This window comes from Candidatus Caccoplasma merdavium (genome assembly GCA_018715595.1).
Classification (GTDB): Bacteria; Bacteroidota; Bacteroidia; order Bacteroidales; family UBA11471; genus Caccoplasma; species Caccoplasma merdavium.
In genome coordinates, this window is the sequence record DVLI01000025.1 from 67,337 (window position 1) to 88,497 (window position 21,161).

The 21,161-nt window shown below is 53.0% G+C and carries 18 protein-coding genes and 1 pseudogene; 7 read left to right on the forward strand and 12 right to left on the reverse strand.

What is annotated here, in order from left to right; translation table 11 throughout:
• Window positions 1-11: 11 nt before the first annotated feature.
• The 3 genes from IAD09_08490 to IAD09_08500 all read right to left on the reverse strand — a co-directional run bounded on the left by IAD09_08490 (window position 12) and on the right by IAD09_08500 (window position 3,101).
• A complete protein-coding gene (locus tag IAD09_08490) occupies window positions 12-1,472 on the reverse strand; it encodes a sensor histidine kinase (GenBank protein ID HIT82257.1) in 1,461 nt (486 codons plus the stop codon).
• Complete coding sequence (locus tag IAD09_08495; GenBank protein ID HIT82258.1) at window positions 1,456-2,148, reverse strand: response regulator transcription factor; 693 nt, start codon at window positions 2,146-2,148, stop codon at window positions 1,456-1,458. Before IAD09_08495 ends, IAD09_08490 begins: the two co-directional genes overlap by 17 nt.
• Before the next feature lie 86 nt (window positions 2,149-2,234).
• Entirely contained in the window at window positions 2,235-3,101 is an 867-nt protein-coding gene (locus tag IAD09_08500) for a DUF1460 domain-containing protein (protein ID HIT82259.1), read from the reverse strand.
• Between the two features lie 269 nt (window positions 3,102-3,370).
• Between IAD09_08500 and IAD09_08505 the strand changes: the two genes are divergently transcribed.
• From IAD09_08505 to IAD09_08520, 4 genes are all read left to right on the forward strand, one after another.
• Window positions 3,371-3,775 (forward strand): hypothetical protein, encoded by a 405-nt coding sequence (locus tag IAD09_08505; GenBank protein ID HIT82260.1) that lies wholly within the window; start codon window positions 3,371-3,373, stop codon window positions 3,773-3,775.
• A complete protein-coding gene (locus IAD09_08510; protein HIT82261.1) occupies window positions 3,772-4,248 on the forward strand; it encodes a hypothetical protein in 477 nt (158 codons plus the stop codon). Before IAD09_08505 ends, IAD09_08510 begins: the two co-directional genes overlap by 4 nt.
• A gap of 11 nt (window positions 4,249-4,259) precedes the next feature.
• Window positions 4,260-4,784 (forward strand): hypothetical protein, encoded by a 525-nt coding sequence (locus IAD09_08515; GenBank protein ID HIT82262.1) that lies wholly within the window; start codon window positions 4,260-4,262, stop codon window positions 4,782-4,784.
• Window positions 4,785-4,951: 167 nt separating this feature from the next.
• Window positions 4,952-5,647 carry a Bax inhibitor-1/YccA family protein gene (locus tag IAD09_08520; GenBank protein HIT82263.1) on the forward strand — a complete coding sequence of 232 codons (696 nt, stop codon included), beginning with the start codon at window positions 4,952-4,954 and terminating at the stop codon, window positions 5,645-5,647.
• A 71-nt stretch (window positions 5,648-5,718) separates the two neighbouring features.
• Here IAD09_08520 and IAD09_08525 read toward each other — a convergent pair whose 3' ends face one another.
• The 7 genes and pseudogenes from IAD09_08525 to IAD09_08555 form a co-directional block, all read right to left on the reverse strand.
• Window positions 5,719-6,156 carry a hypothetical protein gene (locus tag IAD09_08525; GenBank protein HIT82264.1) on the reverse strand — a complete coding sequence of 146 codons (438 nt, stop codon included), beginning with the start codon at window positions 6,154-6,156 and terminating at the stop codon, window positions 5,719-5,721.
• A gap of 52 nt (window positions 6,157-6,208) precedes the next feature.
• Window positions 6,209-6,682 (reverse strand): annotated as a pseudogene (locus tag IAD09_08530) (hypothetical protein).
• Window positions 6,683-6,692: 10 nt separating this feature from the next.
• On the reverse strand, window positions 6,693-10,037 hold the full coding sequence (locus IAD09_08535) for a hypothetical protein (protein ID HIT82265.1): 3,345 nt from the start codon (window positions 10,035-10,037) through the stop codon (window positions 6,693-6,695).
• 20 nt (window positions 10,038-10,057) lie between these two features.
• Window positions 10,058-10,693: a hypothetical protein gene (locus IAD09_08540; protein HIT82266.1), complete on the reverse strand. Its 636-nt coding sequence runs from the start codon at window positions 10,691-10,693 to the stop codon at window positions 10,058-10,060.
• An 18-nt stretch (window positions 10,694-10,711) separates the two neighbouring features.
• The gene (locus IAD09_08545; protein ID HIT82267.1) at window positions 10,712-11,089 is read right to left on the reverse strand and encodes a hypothetical protein; all 378 of its coding nucleotides are present in this window, start codon (window positions 11,087-11,089) and stop codon (window positions 10,712-10,714) included.
• 62 nt (window positions 11,090-11,151) lie between these two features.
• A complete protein-coding gene (locus IAD09_08550; protein ID HIT82268.1) occupies window positions 11,152-12,543 on the reverse strand; it encodes a hypothetical protein in 1,392 nt (463 codons plus the stop codon).
• A gap of 87 nt (window positions 12,544-12,630) precedes the next feature.
• The gene (locus IAD09_08555) at window positions 12,631-13,395 is read right to left on the reverse strand and encodes a hypothetical protein (GenBank protein HIT82269.1); all 765 of its coding nucleotides are present in this window, start codon (window positions 13,393-13,395) and stop codon (window positions 12,631-12,633) included.
• A 303-nt stretch (window positions 13,396-13,698) separates the two neighbouring features.
• On the opposite strand from IAD09_08555, the gene IAD09_08560 reads away from it, so the two are divergent.
• From IAD09_08560 to IAD09_08570, 3 genes are all read left to right on the forward strand, one after another.
• Complete coding sequence (locus IAD09_08560) at window positions 13,699-15,342, forward strand: fumarate hydratase (GenBank protein ID HIT82270.1); 1,644 nt, start codon at window positions 13,699-13,701, stop codon at window positions 15,340-15,342.
• A gap of 264 nt (window positions 15,343-15,606) precedes the next feature.
• Window positions 15,607-18,042 (forward strand): hypothetical protein, encoded by a 2,436-nt coding sequence (locus tag IAD09_08565; GenBank protein HIT82271.1) that lies wholly within the window; start codon window positions 15,607-15,609, stop codon window positions 18,040-18,042.
• A gap of 21 nt (window positions 18,043-18,063) precedes the next feature.
• Complete coding sequence (locus tag IAD09_08570) at window positions 18,064-19,317, forward strand: endo-1,4-beta-xylanase (GenBank protein ID HIT82272.1); 1,254 nt, start codon at window positions 18,064-18,066, stop codon at window positions 19,315-19,317.
• A 301-nt stretch (window positions 19,318-19,618) separates the two neighbouring features.
• Here the strand turns inward: IAD09_08570 and IAD09_08575 are convergent, their stop codons facing one another.
• A complete protein-coding gene (locus IAD09_08575) occupies window positions 19,619-19,777 on the reverse strand; it encodes a hypothetical protein (GenBank protein ID HIT82273.1) in 159 nt (52 codons plus the stop codon).
• 141 nt (window positions 19,778-19,918) lie between these two features.
• A partial coding sequence (gene nhaD / locus IAD09_08580) for a sodium:proton antiporter NhaD (protein HIT82274.1) occupies window positions 19,919-21,161 on the reverse strand: 1,243 nt, incomplete at its 5' end.

The window sequence follows — 21,161 nt, forward strand, 5'->3', positions numbered from 1 at the left end:
GTTCCCGGAGGTCAGGCCGGCGGCGTGTCGGCCTTTTTGAGGGTGAATGTGAATTCGAGACCTCCCTCGTAGCGGTTGTGGGCTTCTATGGCCCCTCCGTGGAAGAGCACGGCATTTTTTACGATGGAGAGCCCCAGACCCGTGCCGCCCAGTTTGCGGGAGCGGCCTTTGTCGACGCGGTAGAAGCGTTCGAAGATATGCGGCAGGTGCAGGTCGTCGATGCCGATGCCGTTGTCGGCAAACGAGAAGGTATATTCTTCGGACGTCTCTTTGACGAGGTTTATGAAGATGTCGCGCCCGCCCGAATAGGCAATGGCATTTTCGGTGAGATTCCGGAATACGGAGGTCAGCAGGGAGGCGTTTCCCGTGATGGGGAGTTCGCGGTTGAAGTTGCAGGTAATCCGCATGCGCTTGTCGGCGGGGCGCAAAGCTACTTCGGCAATGATGTCCTGCACGATGGCGTTGAGGTCGACCATCTCTTTTTCGATGAGTTGGCTGCCCTCGTCCATGCGGGTGATGGTCGAGATGTCTTGCAGCAGTTGTCCCAGGCGTTCGCTTTGCTTGTAGCTCTTTTCGATGAAGAGGCGGCGGGTCTCTTCATTCATGTCGGGATTGTTGATGATGGTTTCGAGGTATCCTTGTATCGAGCTGACCGGGGTTTTCAATTCGTGGTTGATGTTGTTGGTCAGTTGGCGTTTGAGCCGTATCTTTTCCTGTTCTTCATGGAGCACCATGGCGTGTTCCCGGTCACGGTCGGCGATGGTCTGTTGCAGTTGGGAGTAGAGTTGCACGATGTGTTGGGAGATTTCCCCCAGTTCGTCGTTGGGGAAGGGCTCGATGTTTTCGATGCGTTCTTTCCGGCTGGCCAAGTTGGCAAATTCTTGCAGCCGCTTGATGCTTTGCCCGATGTGCCTGATGGCAAAATACCCGAAGAGGCACATCATGACGGTAAACCCTATCATGATCCATAAAAAGGAAAAGTCGGCTGAGAGCAGTCGGGTAAGCGAGACGTTGTAGGGTAGTGCCGAGCGCACCAGCGTGTCACCGATGCGCGTGGCGGAGTAGAAGTAGTCTCCCTTCTCGTTTTCGGAACGGCGGCGTATGGTGTAACCTTCGCCTTGTTCAAGGGCCTGGCTTACTTCATTCCGCTGGCGATGGTTGGGGATTACCTCGTTTTTCCAGGCGAAGGGGGCGTCGTTGAGTACGACGCCGGCGGTGTCGATGAGGGTGAGGCGCAAGTCGGGATAGCGGTTCTGGAAATGTCGGGCGATTTCTTCGAAGGTTTTGCCGCTTTCGAGCTCGTCGATGACTTGTGCGTTGAGTAATTGCAGTTGTATGTTGAGATTTTCTACTTTGAATTGTTTCTCTCGTTCATATTGGAAAAGGACAAAACCGCTCATGAGTATGCCGGCAAAGAGTACCAGCATGAAAAAGAGACGTTGTGAGTAAGAGATTCTATTCTTCAAAGCCATATCCGTAACCTTGTCTTGTAACGATGTGTTTGCCGTAGGGCTCTATTTTCTTCCTCAACCGGGTGATGTTGACGTCGATGGTGCGGTCGAGCACGATGACGTCGTCGCTCCATACCTGGCTCAGTATGTCGGCGCGGGAGAAGATGGTCTCCCGGTGGCGCAGGAAGAGCGACAGCATCTCAAATTCGGTTTTCGTGAGTTTCACCTCTTTCCCGTCGACATGGCATGTCTTGCGTTGCAGGTTCAGTTCGAGGCCGTTGAATGCGACTTTCTCGTCCTGTTTTTCTTTTCCCGGCTTGGCTCCCGCCGAGCGGCGCAATACCGTTTTTACCCGTGCAATGACCTCTCTGATGGAGAAGGGCTTTGTGATGTAATCGTCGGCGCCTATTTCAAGCCCGATGACCGTGTCGTCTTCGGTGTCTTTGGCGGTGCAGAAGATTATGGGTATGTCGGCCGTTTCGGGTTGGCGTTTGAGCTGCTGGGCCAACTTGAATCCGCTCGTCTCGCCCATCATGACGTCGAGCAGGATAAGGGAGTATTGGGTGATGTCTTTTTTCAGAGCTTCTTCGGCGTTGTACGCGACATCGACCGAGAAGCCTTCTACTTCGAGGTTGAATTGCAGAATCTCGCACAATGATTCTTCATCGTCTATTACCAATATCCTTGTCTTTTCCATTCGGGTGAGATCTGTTTCGACGACAAAGATAAAAATATTTTAATGATGTTGAAGAAAAAACGAGTGTAAAAATATGCAGTCTGTACCTATTTGCGGGCTGTTACATTGAGCGGCCGTATGATGCGTATGCCGGTGAATCGGCGGTTTTCCCGCAGTTGGAGGGTGAGCGCGCGTTTTTCGATGACGACGGCTCCCTGGCTCGATGAGGCGTGTATGAGACGCACGGTGCCGTTCTCGTTCAGGGCAATGCCCACATGGGCGATGTCGAGCCCGTCGATGTCGGTGGTGAAGGCGATGATGTCGCCGCTTTGTATGCCTGCGAGAGCGGCACTGTCGAGGCATTCGGCCGGCAGGACGCTGACCGTGCTGCCGCTGAGCCGTTTTTCTTGCGAGGCGATGGCCCCGATGAGCGTGGTGTCGCGTTGCAGGGCCGGGTAGCAATGGGCATGCCGGCTCATGAAGTGGAGTTGCAACGTGTCGTCGACCCCTCCCAGGGCGGCGGTCATTTCTTTGACGTTTCCTCTCCGCTCGTTGTCGATAATCCAGTCGCTGAAATAGTGCAGCCGGGAGGGGTAACCGTCGATGCGCCCGTTGCGGTAGCGCAGGGCGGTGAGTTGGCGGCCGAAGGCTTCCCAGGTGCGCTCCCTTTTTGCCGCCGTGCGGGCCAGGGCGAGCACGGTCTCCACGAAGATGGTGCAATCGGTCTCTTGCAGGTGTGCCTGTAATTGCTCTACGCTGTCGCGGTCGAGGCTGCCGGCGGCGTAGGGGGTGCCTTCGAGCAGATGGGCGTATGCGACGACATAGTGGGCCACGTCGGGTTGTGGTACGACGACCGAGAGCAGGTACACGGCATAGAGGCTGTCGGCCGACTGGGCCGTTACCTGTGCCGCGGCAGGTGCCACGTTGCCGGTAAGGACGAGCCCGAAGAGCAGGAGTGGAAGCAATCGTTTCATAGGTGAGCCTGTTTCTGCTTCAAAGATAGTCTTTTTACTTCGAAAATTCCATTTTATCCGGCCTTTTTTAGATTCTTGCCGAAATTTTTATTCCTAAAATTTTTATCGTCAGGCTATTGTAAAAATACAGGTAAAATGTGTTGTAAATTTACCATAATAAAATTGTAATATTACAATATTTCTTTCTATATTTGTTCCGTTCAAAGTCCGAGACACATTTGTTGCGAAGAGCGGACAGGTGGTTCTCCAACTTCCCAAAAATAATTGTTATGAGTCATATAAATTTAAGAGAAGAAAAAGAGCGAGATTTTCTGCTCGCTTATGAAGAGGAGCTCAAAGAACTGGGCGAAGAGGCTCCTTATGTGCCGCGTGACGAAGTGATTTTCAGGGCGCTGCACAGCGGCCGTGGCCGATTCTACATCTCCTTCGAGGAGGCCGCGCGACAGATAAAACGCATCTTCAACCATCGCCCGTTGAAGTGCCGCAACGGACGCAAAGTGGCCATGTACCAGGAATTGGCGCGATTGGTGGCCGAGTATCGCACGCGCAAGCCGGGAGCCTCGTTCCGCGATGCATTGTTTACGGTACTGGCCGAGGCCAAGGCTTCGCGTTTCTTTTTCGGAGTGCAGACCGGACGTCTCATTCTTTATCGTCATCAACGATGTGCCGGGTGACGATGTGCCGTGTCGCGTGCATTCTCTTCCTTCCCGTTTTGTGGCAAGGCTGCTCGGCACGCCGCCAAGTCACGGCGCGGCAGACGGAGAGCCGGCAGCAGGTGGTCGATGTCGCCTTGTGTGATACGCTCAGGCAGCAACAGGCCACGCGGGAGCACGAAGAGACGACGTGGCAGGTCGAGGTGGTGAGAGAGTGGGTCGACGGGCTCGACAGCCTTTCGGCCGCCACGGGTCACAAGCCGCAGGGCGTCGAGCGGTGGCACATTCGGGCCGTGACGACTCGCGACATGCACCGCAACGATACCCTTCATGCGGTTGAGTCCCTCGCGGCTGTCGCCGTCGATAGCGTCGAGACCGTTACCCGTTTCGAGGAGACGAGCGAGCAACGGCGGGGGAGCGGTACGCCATGGCACTTCTATGTTTTGATGCTGTTGCTGAGTATCGTATCGGTAGGATTTATTGTTAAACGTTAAAAAAGGAAATCATGTATCATAAAAAAGAATTGAACGCCCCGCGGGGGATTGAAAAGAAAATCTGTGTGCAGTTGCGCATTGACCGGGAAGAGTTGCGCGACGAGTTGTTGAAACGCACGACCTATGTGGCCGTGCCCATGCAGGCCGAAGGTGCCGATGCCGAGTCGTACTATGACAAGCTGCTCCTCACGGCCGATGAGGACATTTGGGTGGGCGACCGTTTGCAAGAGGCGGCCGACCGCGTGTGTGAGGTGTTGGCCGGATACCTGACCGGCGAAGGTTGCTCCTTCGATAAACAGGGCCATTGCTGCATGACGTTGTTGTTGCCCGGCGCCACCGTCCCGGGAACGGCCGACCGCATTGCCCGCATCATCAAGGAGATATTCGTGCTCTACGTCTTGTCGCATTGGTTTGCCGACCGTCTGCCCGAAAAGTCTCAGTATGCGGCTTTGCAGTATGATGAGGCGATGGACCTGCTCAAAGCCCGCCTTCATCGTCGTTCGCGTCCCATCGTCCGGCCGGTCAAATATCCGTGACGCACAATTTCCCGGCATGGAGCCCCGCCCGTCTTGGCGGGGCTTTTCTTTTCCCTTTATCGCCTCTTTTCCGCAAAAAGTCGAGAATCAAGGATATTTAACCTCTCTTTGCATCTATGTCGAAAGAAATAAGTATCTTTGGCGCGTTATTCTAAACAAAAAACTAAATGGAAAACAATTATTCTTACAGTGGGTCGAGCGTGCAGACCGCACAAGTGTCCCTCATGAAAAGTCTTTATTTGTGGATGAGTATCGCTTTGGCCGTTACCGGTATTACCGCCATGGCCGTTGATGCTTCCTATTCGTTGCAGCAATTACTCTTTGGCGGAAGATATACATTTCTGGTATTGGCGATTGCCGAGGTGGCGTTGGTCATCTACCTTACGGCTCGCATTACCCGTATGTCGTTTGCCACGGCCATGGTGAGTTTCCTGGCTTACTCGTTCTTGAACGGGCTTACCCTCTCGGTGATTTTCTTGGCTTATACCAAAGCGTCGATTGCATCGACCTTTTTTGTGACGGCCGGCACGTTTGCTGCCATGAGCCTCTATGGTTATTTTACCAAGAAGGACCTCTCTTCGTGGGGAAACATCTTCTTTATGGCTCTCATCGGTCTCATCATTGCTTCGGTGGTGAACATCTTTTGGGCCAACTCCACGCTTTATTGGGTCATCACTTATGCCGGTGTGCTCATCTTCGTAGGTCTCACGGCTTATGACACCCACCGCATCAAACAGGTGTTGGCCAATCAGGAAATAAACGAGAGTACGCAGAAACTGGCTTTGCTGGGCGCTCTCACCCTGTATCTCGACTTCATCAACATGTTCCTCTACCTGTTGCGCATCTTTGGCGACCGTCGTTGAGGATAGCCGACAATGGATAAAAAAGGAGCGACACCGTCGGGTGTCGCTCCTTTTGCGTTTGAAGGGGAGGGTCAAGCCTTGAAGAGTGATACTTTTTGAGTCCCCATCTCGTACACATCGAGGTGTACCCAGGAAACGCCCTCTTCGAGGCGGATAGGCCAGGGAAGCCGCTCGCTGTGTCCGATGATGAGCCGGCGGGCTTCTTCGGCGGTCATGCCCTCGGGGGTAAAGTCGATGCCCTTGCCCAGGCAGTGAGCCGAGAGGTAGAGCTGTTGACGCTCGCTTTTCTCGCGCACCAGGTCGCAAAGGTTGCAACGCAGTCCCCGCTGGGTGAAGCTGCCGCCCAGGTGCCAGTTGTTGACGGTCATCGGTGCGCAGAGTATTTTTTCGCGTATCGTGTTTAACGTCGCGATAAGTTTGTCATCGAGAAACATGGCAGCCCCCTCGCCGTAGCGGTCGTAGACGTGCTTGCACACCAACTCTTTGACGGAGAAAAATTTACTTTTCATTTTCGTTCTTGTTTTTCGATTCAACAAATTCATCATTCAGCGTTTCGCCGTGTTCTCGCTCCACGCGTTCGACGATTTTCTGCACATTCTCCGGCAGTGCCCGTTTGAACTCAAAGCGGATAACATGGTAGATGATGCGCAGTGCCTTGTTGGCCGGGTAGGCATGAATGAGGTTGCGGAAGGCATTCTGCACATAGACATACATGAAGACGTATGTCAGCGACTTCATCGCAATGAGCGCCGCCGTGTCGTCGCCGCAGCCCATCATGATGGAATATATCGTCTCCGAGATAACGAGGTAAAGCAGCAGTTCGGCCAATGCATTCTTGAACTTGCGGAAAGAGAAGTTCCGGCACCGTACTACCGATACCCCGTCGGCGCGCATGCCCGCCCACACGTTGAAGGCAAACATCAGCACCAGCGCGAATACGAAACCCTTCGTCGGCGTCAGAAAGGCCAGCACGGGGCTTATGGCCGAAACGGCGATGATGCGCCATTGTTCCCAGTTGAAGATTTTATCCATCATTTTGAGGGTTTTATAGGCGTGAGAAAAGTTGGCTCAGAACGCAATAGATGTAATAGCACCCGTTGTCGTTGGCGTGCATGTCATCGGTCATCAGGCTGCAACCTTCTTTTGCGGTGGGAGTGTAAGCCTCGTAGATGTCGTTGAAGGCTCTTTCGGCCCATCTCCAAAAAAGGTTGTGCGCAAAGATGCTTGCGCAAGGTTTTGTCGCCATCCAGGCCGCGCAGTTGTCGTAGTAGGAGATGTTGGAGACCGATTTCCCGCCGGCAGTTTTTCGCAACAAGATGGTACGGTTGGCGTCGTCAAAAAGTCTGTTTTGTCCGAATCCGGCATTTATATATGCGGTAAACAGGCACAACTCGCAGTCGGAATAGCCATTTAATGTTTTGTGGAAAGAGCTGTCGGCATCGTTGAACTCATTGAAGTAGACCCGTTTCATAAAGTCGGTGTAATAACCGGCATCTTGGTTGCCGGTTCCCGAAGCACCGATATTTCCGATGGTTATGTGTCCCATCAGGAGGTTGGGCTTGAACACCAGAATGTCGGTTCCTTGCACCTTGTTCAGGTCGATGGCGGAGCCGTTGCATGTGTGAGCCCAGCCGCCCCGGCCGGCATTGATAAGGTAGAGGAAATTTTTCCCCCGCGTCCATTCCACGCCGATGTAATTCATGCGTGTGCCCGAGCTCTTCGTAAGGGTCATCGACACTTCCGAAGAAGAGAGCTTCCGCATCTTCATGCGCATCTGGTAGATGGTGTTGTCGGCATACGCCAAATTCATGGCCGAGACGATGCTGTCGGTGTTTGCATCGAGGACATACCCGTTCGCCTCGACCCAAGCACCGGTTTTGTAATCAAACACTTCTACCGCACCGTTTCCCTCGGCCACGGCGATGGTCTGGTTCCCGCTTTGGTTGCAGGCGCGATAGATGTAGTTGAAGTAGTTGGCGCGCGCGGGAACGGTAAAGCCGATGGCAGCATTGCTGCTGGTCGACGTCCTTGTCGGTCGTTGCCCGTCGGCATCGCCCCAGTTGCCGGCGTTGATGGTGGTCTCCCAATCGCCCGTTTCGGTAAAGAAATCCGATTGGTATGTGCGATATTCCTGCCCCCAAGGAGCGGAAATGCAATCCCAAATCAGTGAGCACAGGTCGTTGCCCTGCAACAGGGGCGGTCTGAGCCCGGCATCGAACCGTTCGGTCGTGTAGGGACGCCCCATGATGGTCGAAGAGCCGGTGAAGACGATGGTGACATCTTCCTCCCGGGAGCGCATCAGATGGGCGAACTTCGGCACTTTTTCGAGAATATTTTCGTTCACGACGGGGGTTGCCACGCTCCTTACCCGTTGTTTTACCAATTCCTGCCCTTGGAAATATTCACCGATGACCCCCGGGAAAGAATAGAACCCCTTCGGACTGTTGTAGGTGGGAATGTCGTTGGAGGCGAGAAGAATGCCGCCGTAGTTTTTGCTTACTTCCCAAAAAGTGCGGGGCTCTATCCGTGCGATGTTGGTGAGGGAATATGCATCGGTGAGGTTGATGTCCAAGGCATCGACATAGAGGCTGTATCCTTTTTGCAAGACGATTTTGTAGTCGCTGCCGTCTTCGAATATCTTGAAATAACGACCCTCTTCGGTCCTGAATATCGGGTTGTCGGAGAATCGGATAATCAAGTTTTGCGAGTTGTCGAAAGAATAATTCACCACCGTGTAGGTATCTTTGTGCAAGTTGCTTGCGATGTAATTGGTCATTCGGCATTTGTTGCTCAAAATGACTTGGCTGCCCGTCTCTTCGTCGAATCGGAACATCTGTCCGTTGTAAAGGAAAATGCAGTTTTTGTAATCGACAAGCGCTTGAATGTATGCTCCGCCGTCGACATTGTTGTAGTAGGTTGTTTTTGTACCGTAGTTGAGGGTATAATAACCGTCCACTTTGCTTCCGTTTTGACCATACTGCGACAAGACGATACATTGCTTGGCATATCCCGGTTCAATCGTTACGGAAAATACCTTTCCGTCATTTTTATACACATACAACGTGCCGTTTTTTGTCGCGGAGAAAGTCTCGGAGAATCTTCCGTAAGTGCCGTCATTGAAGAATACCGAAGCGATGGCCCCATCGGTTAGAAGCACTGTTGTACCCGACAAGATATGGACGGGAGAGGTGATTCTCCAAGACGAAACCGTTGAAACCAAATCATGGGATGAGGATTCGACATACCCGTAATTGTCGCCAGTGATTTCGAACGAATGTCCACCCAATATCATTCCGGTGTCGAGCGGGTACACCTTAACCGAGGTTATCGGGTTGGAGTTTATCCAGTAAATCTGAATCGTAACCGGTTCGGCAAAAGAATATTCTTCGACCATGGCGTCGGACGAATAATTGTAAAACGTCTTTCTGTATTTCCCCTCGATGACCATACCGCAATTTTGTCCGGCTTCCTGGCGTTCCAACCTTATTTTTTGCCCGGCAGAAAGCCTTATCTTCCGCAACAACGTGAAGCTGTTGTTCTCGATTACCGCGAAATCGGACGATTGTATGTAGGCGCTTTTCTCCACGCACGCGACATACTCTTCGATTCCGTTCTCGGAGAGTAAAGTCGTTTGTGACGCAGAAAGCAACTGTTGGCTGCTGATTTTCCCTGAACTGTTGAGCGTGACGGTGTGTATTTTGTTGTCGGCACAGATCAAAGTGAGGGTATATTCCGATTTTGCACTGTCCGACAGTACATGGCAGGGCGATACGCAGTTGTGGTTGTCCATGGCATAAAGCACACAGTTTCCATTGGTGTTTTCGTTGAGGATTGACGTTATGGTTCCGTTGTCACTGTCGTTGGGTGCTAAATTCGAGAGAAGGCCATCGGTCGAGAAATCATATTTCAAATAGATGGTTTTCAGTATGTTTTTCGATTTAAAGGTCGTTTCCTCGATGTTCGACAGGTCCTTCCTTGCCAAGGCCGAAAGATCCGTGTCTATTTCCGTAACGGCGGATTCCCAATAATCTCCGTTCCAGAACAGCGAGATGATGGCCGAGGATTTTGTCTGGACCGAGATGGCGGTTTCTCCGTTTTTAAAAAATGAGAATGTGACTTTTGCCGCTTCGGGGGCAATATACAAATACGCGGTTTTCACACCGGGTTTTACATCGGGAATGAAACTGAGCGGATTGTCGATAATTCCTTTTAACCAGTTGTCGGGCCGGTTACTGTCGATCCATTTCCGGTTCATTGTGTCCCAAACCCACAACGAGAGCGTTTCTCCGTTGATAAAACAGTCTCCCGGCACACCTTTGGGGTGTTGGGACAGGAATGCACTGAGATTGAAGTAGTATCCGAGAAATTGTCCGTATATGTTATGTTCCATATTATGAGAGTTTTTAAGTTTTAATTAAAAGTCATTTGCTTGCGCATGATGGCCGCTTTCTCGCTCTGTCCCAAGATGTCGAACACCAGGGCCGCGCACAGGTAGCACGCCGCCTCGCCCAGGAGCGGGTGGAGGTCATAGCCCTCATTTTTCTCCTGGGGCAGGGGAATGTAGATGGCGCTTTTCACCTCGTGGCGCCGCATGTAGGGCGGCAGTGAGAAGTAGTCGAGTACGAGGCGCCCCTGCTCGTCGCTCGAAATGACAGCGACCGGTTTCTCGGCTCCGCCGCGGGCGTAGGGGTTGTATTGTTTCTCGGCCGTGGGGTGGAACCTGTCGACAAATCGGGTCACGGGGCGTCGCCACCCGTTCATTTCGAAGCGGAGCATACGCAACATGTCGTCGGGCAGGACGACCCGTCCGCTTCCGTCTTGCCGCATCTCGGGCGAGAGTTGGCTCGTGATGTCGACGCTGTTGCCGATGCAGAGGTGTTCGGGAGCGACGGCCAACAGGTGGGTGAGGGCTTCGGGCCATTTGGCCCGGATATATTGCTCGATGTCGCTTCCGCCGGTTTGGGTTACGATGCGGTCCCAGTCGGGAGTCAGCTCTTCCATGTCGGTTTTGACACGTTCGAGCCATTCTGTGGTAGTCAGGAACATGAGGGCCTCCTTTCTTTTTTAAGCGGTGAGATGGGGAAAGCAGATGCCTTTTTCGCGAGCGGCTTTTTCGATACTGGTCGGCGAACGCAGCCGGTTGGCCGGTACGAGATAAGGCTCTTTGCGCAGCAATTCGCGGGCGGCCTGCCAGGAGACAATCTCTTCGATAGGGCGAGTCTCGGTGGGTTGGTCGGTATAGCCGGTTTCCTGGTAGAGGTCGAAGAGCCGGCCGTAGTCGATGTCCTGTTCGATGGCATCTTGCAAGTCGCTGTTGGCGGTGGTGTAATAGCCGTGTATGTTGTCGCGCGAGATGAAGCGTATGCGTACTTTCTTCTCGCCCATGCGGACGATGGTGTTGAGGTTCCCGTGCAGGGTTTCGTAGGTTTTTATTTTTTTCATGGGACGTTTGGTTTTAGAGATTTACGGCGGGAATTTCCTCCCGCCGTAAACGGTGAATGGATTTAAGCGTTTTTGGGAATGATGCGCATGTGGGCTGCGGGGTAACGCAGGGTGAGGCAGCTGGCCTCGGTGAGCACGACGGCATCGGTGTTGCGCACGCCGGCGCCTTTGAGGTCGAGTACCTGACGGTCGAAGGGTACATGCGACCACTTCGACAAGAATTCGGGGTCGAAGATGAAGCCGTAGTCGCTCATGCCGCACTCGTCGAAGACTTCGGAGTAGAGAATGAAGAGGCGTCCGAATTTGGAGCGTATCTCGGAGAAGTCGATACCCCACTTGACGAAATCTTCGTCGGCCGAGATGACCTTGTTCACATCGAGCTTGTTGATGCGGCCGATGAAGTCCGAACCGCCGATGAGGATTTTGCGCTTGTTGCCGCCGTTTCCGGTGAATGCCTCTTTGGCGATGTCGATGAGGTCTTCCTGGGTGAGCTCTTTCTCGGGGTCGAAGGTGTATTCCTTGCCGGCTTGCCACCAGATACCGCCGGTGAGCGAAACCTCTTCTTTCTTTTTCGAGTCGTAGATGCGGCTCTTCACGCCGAACATGAAGGTTTTCTCCATGCCCAGTCGCATGTCGTAGATGGCCGCTTCTTCGGAGTCGGAAAATTCCCATTCCACCTCTTTGTTGGCGATTTTCTGGAACGTCGACTGCTCGATTTGCATCTTGAAGATTTGGCAATAGTTTTGGTCTTTTACCGGCAGAGCCTCGAATTGGGCGGTCTGCACGTCGAGCTCGGTGGCGGCGCGTCCCATGCGGATAAGGGTCGTGCCTTGTGCAATCGTGGGCACGCAGCCGGTGATGTTGCCGATGGTCTTGCCGTTGATGGCATAGACGTTGAGTTCGCCGGTCTCCTCCTTGCTCGAAATGTAGAGCACGAGGTCGGCTTTCGACTGGGTTTTCCCGTCGCTCTCATAGCCTTTCACCCCTTGCACGAGAATGGTCTCTGACACTTCGAAAATGTCGTTGTTGTTGGTTGTGAGTTGCACCTTCTGTGCGGCGGTGGTGGCGCTGCCCGACTCCGGTTCGGTGTAAGCCTCGGCGAGCGTGGCTTTGGTGGGTTTCACATCGACCGAATAGTAATCGACAATCATCGAACCCGATTTGCGGGCACCGGCATAGCGCGAGAGTTGGTCGATGGGGGTCGACATGGGGCGCACTTTGGTGATGCGTTTGTCGACTTCGTTCATGAGCAGTTCTTTGCTGTTGCCGCGTGTGATTTCGGTCGTGAGCGGAGAACCCGAGATGATGCGTCCCGATGCCGTGGGAATGACTACGGCCAGTGCGTAGGCACAGTCGTGGAGCAAGAAGGCTGCCAAGACGATAAACAGGGTGGTTGACAACCAGAACCAAATGTTTCGGGATTTCAGGAATTTCAGAATTTGTTCTTTTTTCATGAGTAGGAATTTTTTTTGGTGAGTGAAAAAGGGTTGTTATGGTGTGATGTGATTCTTGTGCGGGCTGTGTGTGGACGATGGCTTCGCTTACAAGTCCCACACGCTGCCCCGGCGTCTGAACCCGAAGGCAGCCGAACGTCCCTCGTCGGGATTTTCTCCGCCCCCGATGCCACTCAACTGGGGCAGGAGTGACCCTTCACGCGGGGGACGCTCCGACAAGATGCGTTCGTTGCGCCCCCGAATCTCGGCGATGCGTTCGGTGTTGCCCAGGTCGAGGTCGTAGTTGATGCCTTTGAAGAGCAGTTCGAGAATCTCGGTCGTGAAGTCGTGCATGAACACATGCTCGCACACATGGTGCACACGGTCGAGAAAATCTTCAAACTCTTCGTCGCTCATGCCTTTGTGGGCTTTGAAGCGGGCAATGGCGCGGGCACTGTGTTGCCAGTTTTCTTCCATTTCCCGTTGTATCTGCTCGCCGGCTCTTACGCGGCGGGTGAACTCTTCGTTTTCCCGTTCGAGGTCGGCCAGCCGGCGTTCGTCGCCCACGCATTCGAGAATGTCCCGTCCGAAGTGGCGCACGCAAGCGGCCAAGGCATCGTCGCCGGCCAGGACATCGCCGATGAACTCGGCCATGCGGGGGTTCGACATGAAGATGTCGGCCAGTTTCAGCTGGTCCTGGCACAGGTAGTCGTAGCGTTGCCGCAGGTTGTCTTCGTATTCGAGCAGCGAATCGAAGAAGCGGTCGTCGTTGTCGAAAACCCGGTCGGGAAAACTTTTACTCACTCTCGCCAGGAGCAGCTCCCGCGAGTTTCGAGGGGTAATTTCATACCCGTTTCCTGTAAAGTCTTTCATACAATTAATCGGTTTTAATAAAGTGAATAGATGACCACGGTGTGGTAATTTTACAATGCAAAGAAAATCCCATAAGAAGGCTTTTCTGTGCGATATTTATCAAAAGTGGGCAGCATTTTGTCGTTTTGTGAAGTGTGGTAGAATAACCATCTGCGGGGCGCGGGTTCCCGACGGGAAGCCGGTCTCGGATTCTCGATGGCCCGGTCGTCCCGTAGAAATATCTTTTCGGTGATAAATTGCTTATTTGTGAGAGAAAGCGTACCTTTGCTTTCTCCAAAGACAAAAAATCCAAACCTTAAACATATGGCAACAAAACCCTTCAAGTATCAAGAGATGTTCCCCATGGGAAAGGATAATACCGAATATTATCTTCTCACGAAAGACTATGTCTCGGTCGAAAATTTCGACGGTAAAGAAATACTGAAAGTCGCACCCGAGGCGTTGACCCGCTTGGCCAATGCCGCCATGCGCGATGTCTCGTTCCTCTTGCGTCGCGAGCACAACGAGATGGTGGCCCGCATCTTGCACGACCCCGAAGCCAGCGACAACGACAAATATGTGGCTCTCACCATGCTGCGCAACGCCGAAGTGGCTTGCAAAGGACAATTACCTTTCTGCCAGGATACGGGAACCGCCATTGTCATGGGTAAAAAAGGCCAGCAGGTATGGACCGGCGGCGGAGACGAAGAGGCTCTCTCGCTGGGCGTTTACAAGACCTATACCGAGGAGAACCTCCGCTATTCCCAAAACGCTCCCCTCGACATGTACCGCGAGGTAAACACCGGTTGCAACCTTCCCGCCCAAATCGACCTCTATGCCGTCGACGGCATGGAATATAAATTCCTCTTCATCGCCAAGGGAGGCGGCTCGGCCAACAAGACCTACCTCTATCAGGAGACCAAGGCGCTCATTACGCCCGACAAGCTGGTCAACTTCCTTGTCGAGAAGATGAAAACCCTCGGAACAGCCGCCTGTCCGCCCTATCACATCGCTTTCGTCATCGGCGGTACTTCGGCCGAGATGAACCTCAAAACCGTGAAACTGGCATCGGCCAAGTACTACGACAACCTTCCCACATCGGGCAACGAGCTGGGACACGCCTTCCGCGACGTGGAACTCGAAAAAGAGGTGCTGCGTGCCGCACAGGAATCGGGCATCGGAGCCCAGTTCGGCGGTAAATATTTCGCTCACGACGTCCGCATCATACGTCTGCCCCGTCACGGAGCCTCCTGCCCCGTGGGTCTCGGCGTTTCCTGCTCGGCCGACCGCAACATCAAAGCCAAAATCACCCGCGAAGGCTTGTGGGTGGAACGCCTCGACGACAATCCCGGCGAACTTATTCCCGCCGAGTTGCGTCAGGCCGGTGAAGGCAATGCCGTGCGCATCGACCTCAACCGCCCCATGAACGAAGTGCTGGCCGAACTCTCGAAATATCCCGTCGCCACCCGCCTCTCGCTCAACGGAACCATCATTGTGGGTCGCGACATCGCCCATGCCAAGATAAAGGAGCGTCTCGACGCCGGCGAGGAGATGCCCGCCTATCTCAAAGAGCACCCCATCTATTATGCCGGGCCCGCCAAGACCCCCAAAGGCATGGCTTCGGGCTCGTTCGGCCCCACCACGGCAGGACGCATGGACCCCTATGTCGACCTCTTCCAAAGTCACGGCGGTTCCATGATTATGATAGCCAAGGGTAACCGCAGTCAGCAGGTGACCGACGCTTGCCACAAGCACGGCGGATTCTATCTCGGCAGCATCGGCGGTCCGGCAGCCATCTTGGCGCAGAATAGCATCAAGAGCGTCGAATGTCTCGAATATCCCGAATTGGGTATGGAGGCGATTTGGAAAATCGAAGTCGAGAATTTCCCCGCCTTTATCCTTGTCGACGACAAAGGCAACGACTTCTTCAAGCAGATAAAGCCCCTTTGCTTGGGTTGCCCTAAATAAAGATTTTAAGAGCGTTATTGCCAAAAGCCCGCGAGAGCATGTCTCGTGGGCTTTTGGCTTTTTGATAGATAGGGAAATTTTTTTAGGAGAAACTTTTTTCAGATATATGATATATTTCTACCTTTGCCATGGAAAGTGTACTGCATTTTGCCGTTTTGAAGAGTAAGACGGCAAAAGCATGGAGGCGGATTGACCGACGGAGACCGTTCCTCGCTGCCTCAAATTCGAAAGGATAACAGCTAAACCAAATATTAAAAAAGTATCATGAAAAGAATCATTACTCTCTGTGCGCTTTTCTGTGCCGTTATGGCCGGACGCGCTGGTGAAATCGTTTTGTGCGATTTCGAAGATTGCAATGTGGGCGATGTCTTCCAAGTGGAAAGCATTTTTGCCCCGGGCGTAGCCTCGACCGACGGTACGGCAGTTGTGGTTGAAGACCCGACCAACCCCGACAACAAAGTGTTGAAAGTCTCCATCAAAAACTGGAACACCTTTGTGCGCTACGACTTGCCCGATGGCATTACCGGACAAAATCTGCTCGACCTTTACCAGAAGATTTCTTTCGACCTCTATCGTGACCCGTCGCAGACGAACGACTACATGCAGACCGCCATCTTGCTGGGTGGCGCAGGCGATGGCTCCACAACCCTTTATTGGGATACCGAATTTCCTTTCTTGGGCAACAAGGGTGAATGGATACCCAAAAGCTACGACTTCAATAGAATCTACAACGAGTCGACCTGCATTTTGTTGGGACTCCACTGCGATGTCGTAGAGTATTACATCGACAACATTCGCCTTTCGGGTGTTTCCTCTGTCGAGACCGACACGATTCGTTGGACGGCTTCTGTATCGAACCAGTGGGATGTGGCCCAAACGGCCAACTTTGCGGCCATTGAAGATGCCATCGACAACTTCACTCCGGTCGTGTTCAATACCGGAAACCGCGTCATCTTCGATGATAACTCCATGACCACGGGCGGCTATAAGGCTCTTAACGTTCAAATCAGGGAAACCGTCGAGCCGTCGACCGTGATTTTTGACAACGATGTGATTGCTTACCGCCTCTCGGTAGTCGATGGTGCATCGGGCTACCTCACCGGCGGCGGACAGTTGATTGTTGAAGGTTCGAAACCTGTGACCCTCGACGTCGACAACAAAATGGTGAAAGGTACCGTGCTCAAAGGCGGAACCTTGCGCATGGGCAAACAGGGCATCGACCTGCTGGGTGGCTCATTGCTGGCCGACGGTGGCGGTACGATAAACGCTTGCCTCGACAACTCCTCAAACAACTATATAACGCTGAATGCCCCCATCACGCTTACCGAGGGTGACACTCTCAACATGTACCTGTCGCGTTACACCTATATGATGTCGCCCTTGTCGGGTAGCGGTGTTGTCAATATTTATGCCGGAGGCGAGCGGGTATATCTGGCCAATGAAAAAGCCAAACAGTACCCCAGTTGGGATCAATTCACCGGAACGGTGAACGTCTATAAATATACCGATGTGAATGCGTCGGCCGGATACTACGGCGTGATACTGGGCAGCGGGACTACTTTTAACCCGTCGAGCGTGGAGGAGAGCATCATTGCCGGTAATGTAAACTCAATGTTTGCCAATAAAACGTTGGTATTGCAGGAAGGTGCAGCCATTGCCGCCGAATCGGGCATACGTGGTTATCGTATCGGCGAATTGCAAACCAAGCCGGGCTCCCGCATTTACGGCTATATAAAGTCGAGCGACACCCCTGCTTCGTATTACCTTGTGGGAAATTCCAATACCGATGCTCTCTTGGCCGGACAGATTGCTCCCTTTGGCGCTGACAGACCTGTCGTAGGCCTTATCAAGGAAGGTACCGGAACTTATACGCTTACTTGTGATAGTAATGTTATCACCGGTGGTATACAAGTGCTTGCCGGTAAAGTGCTTATCGACAACGATATCAAGAAAGCCGAAGCCGAGGGCCTGACCGGCGCCGGATATACGGCCGGGACAGCCAATACCGTCTTTGTGGGTGGTACTATCGGTGGATCGGGTAACATAGCCAGTGATGTCGATGTGTATGGTACACTCGAACCCGGAAGCAACGGCATCGGTACGCTCACCCTTAAAAACTTTGCCAAAGAAAACGATACGGTGTCGCTCTACCTGCGCCCCACGACCGTCTTGTCGTTCGAAATCGCATCGCCGCAACACCATGACAGTTTGGTTGTAGATGGTAACCTTATATATTACAACATTACAGAGGACTTTATTGAAAGTTCGGACCTGCCTGTTGTTGAAATCAAGACCGACGACAGCTTTGTCTATAACGAAGGAGACGAATATGTACTTATCTCGGCTTATGGCAAAAGCTCGCTCTACGGCGATCCGTGGAACTTCGACGTGAAGTTGCCCGAGACCGGTGTATGGACCGTTGAGGAGCGTACAACCGATAAGGGTATCCAACTTGTCCTCATTGCAGGTGATGCTGCCGGCGTAGAAAATACCGTAGCCGAGAACGACCCCCGGGTTTATGCCAACAACGGCATCATCTATGTCGAAAACGCCGCTGGTGAGCAAGTTGCCGTTTACTCACTTTTGGGTCAGCAGTTGGAGTCTTTCACGGCTCATGAAGGCGTGAACACCATCAACGACGTGAAGGGCATGGTCGTAGTGAAAATCGGCGAGCATACTTACAAAGTCACCAATTTCTAATAGACTTATAACATACAAATCATGAAGAAACATCTTTTATATCTGCTTTGCCCTCTTTTCATTGCCGCGGCAAATGCCCAGGAGAGTGCTGATACGCAGGCTCTTCGCGACTATGCCGATAAATGTGGCAAGAAAATAGGCGTTGCCGTCCCCGTATGGCGCATCGATGTGACTAACGATGGTCTCTCAGAGACGCAGGCTGTCTACAACAATTTCAATATACTCGTTGCCGAGAACGAAATGAAAATAGACGCTTTGCAGCCCAATCGGGGACAATTTGAGTTTTACCATGGCGACAATCTCGTGAACTTTGCCGAGCGCCACGGCATGACGGTCCGCGGGCACACCTTGTGCTGGCATAAACAGGTGTCGGGCTGGATCAGTACCGACGGCGGTCAAAAGAACGACCACAAATATTCCCGCGAAGAGTTGCTCGAAATACTCGAAGACCACATCACGACCGTTGTTACTCACTATAAAGGTCGCGTGCATGAATGGGACGTTGTGAACGAATGCCTCGCCGATGACCAAAGCATCGTGCGCACCAATCCTACGGCTTATGCCCTGCGCCCCTCGGTATGGTACACCGGTATCGGTGAGGACTTCATCGACTCGGCATTTGTCTATGCCCATCGTGCCGACCCCGATGCCAAACTGTATCTCAATGACTATGGCGTGGAAATGCAGGGCTCTGCAAAAACCCAAGCCTACTATAACTTGGCGCGCCGGTTGCAAAAGAGCGGTATTCCCATCGATGGCGTGGGCCTGCAATGCCACCTCACGGTAGGAGAGCTCGACTCGGCCAAATTTGACAACAACGTGAAACGCTATGCTTCTCTGGGTCTCAACTGCATCGTGACCGAGCTCGATATGTCGATACCCGACCTTGGAGCCGCTGATGCATACGAGAAACAGGCCGCAGAGTACCGCACCATTGCAAATGTGCTGATAAAATATGACCACTGCCCGAATCTGGTCATCTGGGGTGTTAAAGACGACCAGTCATGGAGAAGGGGAGAACCTCTGTTGTTCAACGCCCAAATGCAAGCCAAACCGGCTTTCTACGCCTTGTATGATCTTTATAAGGAGTATGCCGAGAATGCACCTGCGGGCATAGAATCGACAGCCGTCGACACCGAGGCCATGAATCCCTATGTCGATGTATATAACCTGCTGGGACGTATCGTCGCCAAGCAAATGCCGCGCGAACAGGTTTATGACCTCCCCGCCGGCGCTTACATCGTCGATGGCAAGAAGATGATCATCGCTCATTAATCGAAATAATCCTAAACCTCGCTATGATAAGAGGGCTGCTCCGCACAGAGCAGCCCTCTTCTTTTGTGATTTTACTGTAAAGATGGGGATTCTTCTGCCTGAATTTTCAAGGGTGTGTGTCTTGTCACATGTCGTTCTCCCGCAGATTAACACCCATAGTACTTTTTAGCCCTATATCTTCGGACGTATTCCTTAAAATTAGGGATGAAGGGATTGTATGCTGTTTATTCAACGTATAAAATAACAAAAACGCAGTTCTTAAACAGAACTGCGTTTTTTGTTGAAGGTAAGGGAACCTATGCTATTCTTTGATGAGGCGGAGTGTGGTGGTGCCGGTCGAGGTGGTGAGTCGCCAGGAGTAGAAGACGTTGTTGATGAGGTCGATGCGTTCGTCGTCGGGACGGCCGGTGTATCGGCTGTCGCACAGACGGGGCGTGCGGCTGGTATGGTGCGCCAGCATGTTATTTCTGACGGATAAGGTAAGCCCGCTTTCGCGAAATGGAGGGCGATTATTGGCGTTTTGGGGTGGGGAAAATGGTCAAGAAACAAAAAACGTCCCGGCCTGTCGGCGGGACGTTTTGGGAAATGCGACGCAGTCTTGTCATAAGACGCTGTCGATAAGAGGTTTCAGATATACGGCTTCGAGGATATACACGGCGGCACCGGCCAAGTAGCCAAGGAGGGCGAGCAGCGACACGTTCTTGAGGTACCAGCCGAAGTTGATTTTTTCCAAGCCCATGGCAACCACGCCGGCAGCCGAGCCGATGATGAGGATGCTGCCGCCCACACCGGCACAGTAAGAGAGGAACTCCCAGAAGGTGCCGTCGACGACGAAGTTGGCGAGATAACCGGTGCTGCCCGGGTCGGCAACGGGATACATGCCCATGGCGGCGGCCACGAGGGGTACGTTGTCGACAATAGACGACAAGATGCCGAGCACGATGTTGATGATATATACGTTATGCACTTCTTCGTCGAGCCAGCCGGCAACCGAACCCAGAATGCCGGTTGCCTGTAAAACGGCCACGGCCATGAGAATGCCGAGGAAGAAGAGAATCGAAGGCATGTCAATGCGCGAGATGACTCTCGGGACACGGTGTTCCTCGGCTTTTTCGAGCATTTTGTGGTTGTACATGATTTCGGTGAATATCCACAGGATACTCAGCACGAAGAGAATGCCGATAAACGGCGGCAGGTGGGTGATGGCCTTGAAGATAGGCACGAAGATGAGACCGCCCACACCGAGGAAGAAGATATTTTTCTTTTCTCGCGGCGAAATGAAGTCGCTGCGGGTGACGATGCGGTTTCCTTCGGGCAGCTCGCCTTTGAGCTTCCGGGTCGCGAAGAGCAGCGGAATGACGAGGGCCACTACGCTGGGCAGGAAGACATAGGTTATCAGGGCGGCGGTAGTCACATTGCCTTTGACCCAAAGCATGATGGTGGTCACGTCACCGATGGGCGACCAGGCACCGCCGGTATTGGCTGCGATGACAATCATACTGGCGTAAATCCAGCGTTCGTGCTGGTCGTTGACGAGTTTGCGCAGCAGCATGACCATCACGATGGTGGTCGTGAGGTTGTCGAGCACGGCCGAGAGGAAGAACGTGATGATGCCGAGAATCCACAGCAGGCGGCGTTTTTTGCGCGTGGTGATGCGGTCGGTGATGATGGAAAAGCCCCCGTGCACGTCGATGAGCTCGACGATGGTCATGGCACCGACGAGGAAGAAGAGCGTGGAGGAGATGTCGCCCATGTGCTCGATGATTTGCACATTAAGGATGAACTCGATGCACTGCTGGGCCAGTGACCCTTCTTGCAGGGCGGCCGAGGACGAAGCGATGAAT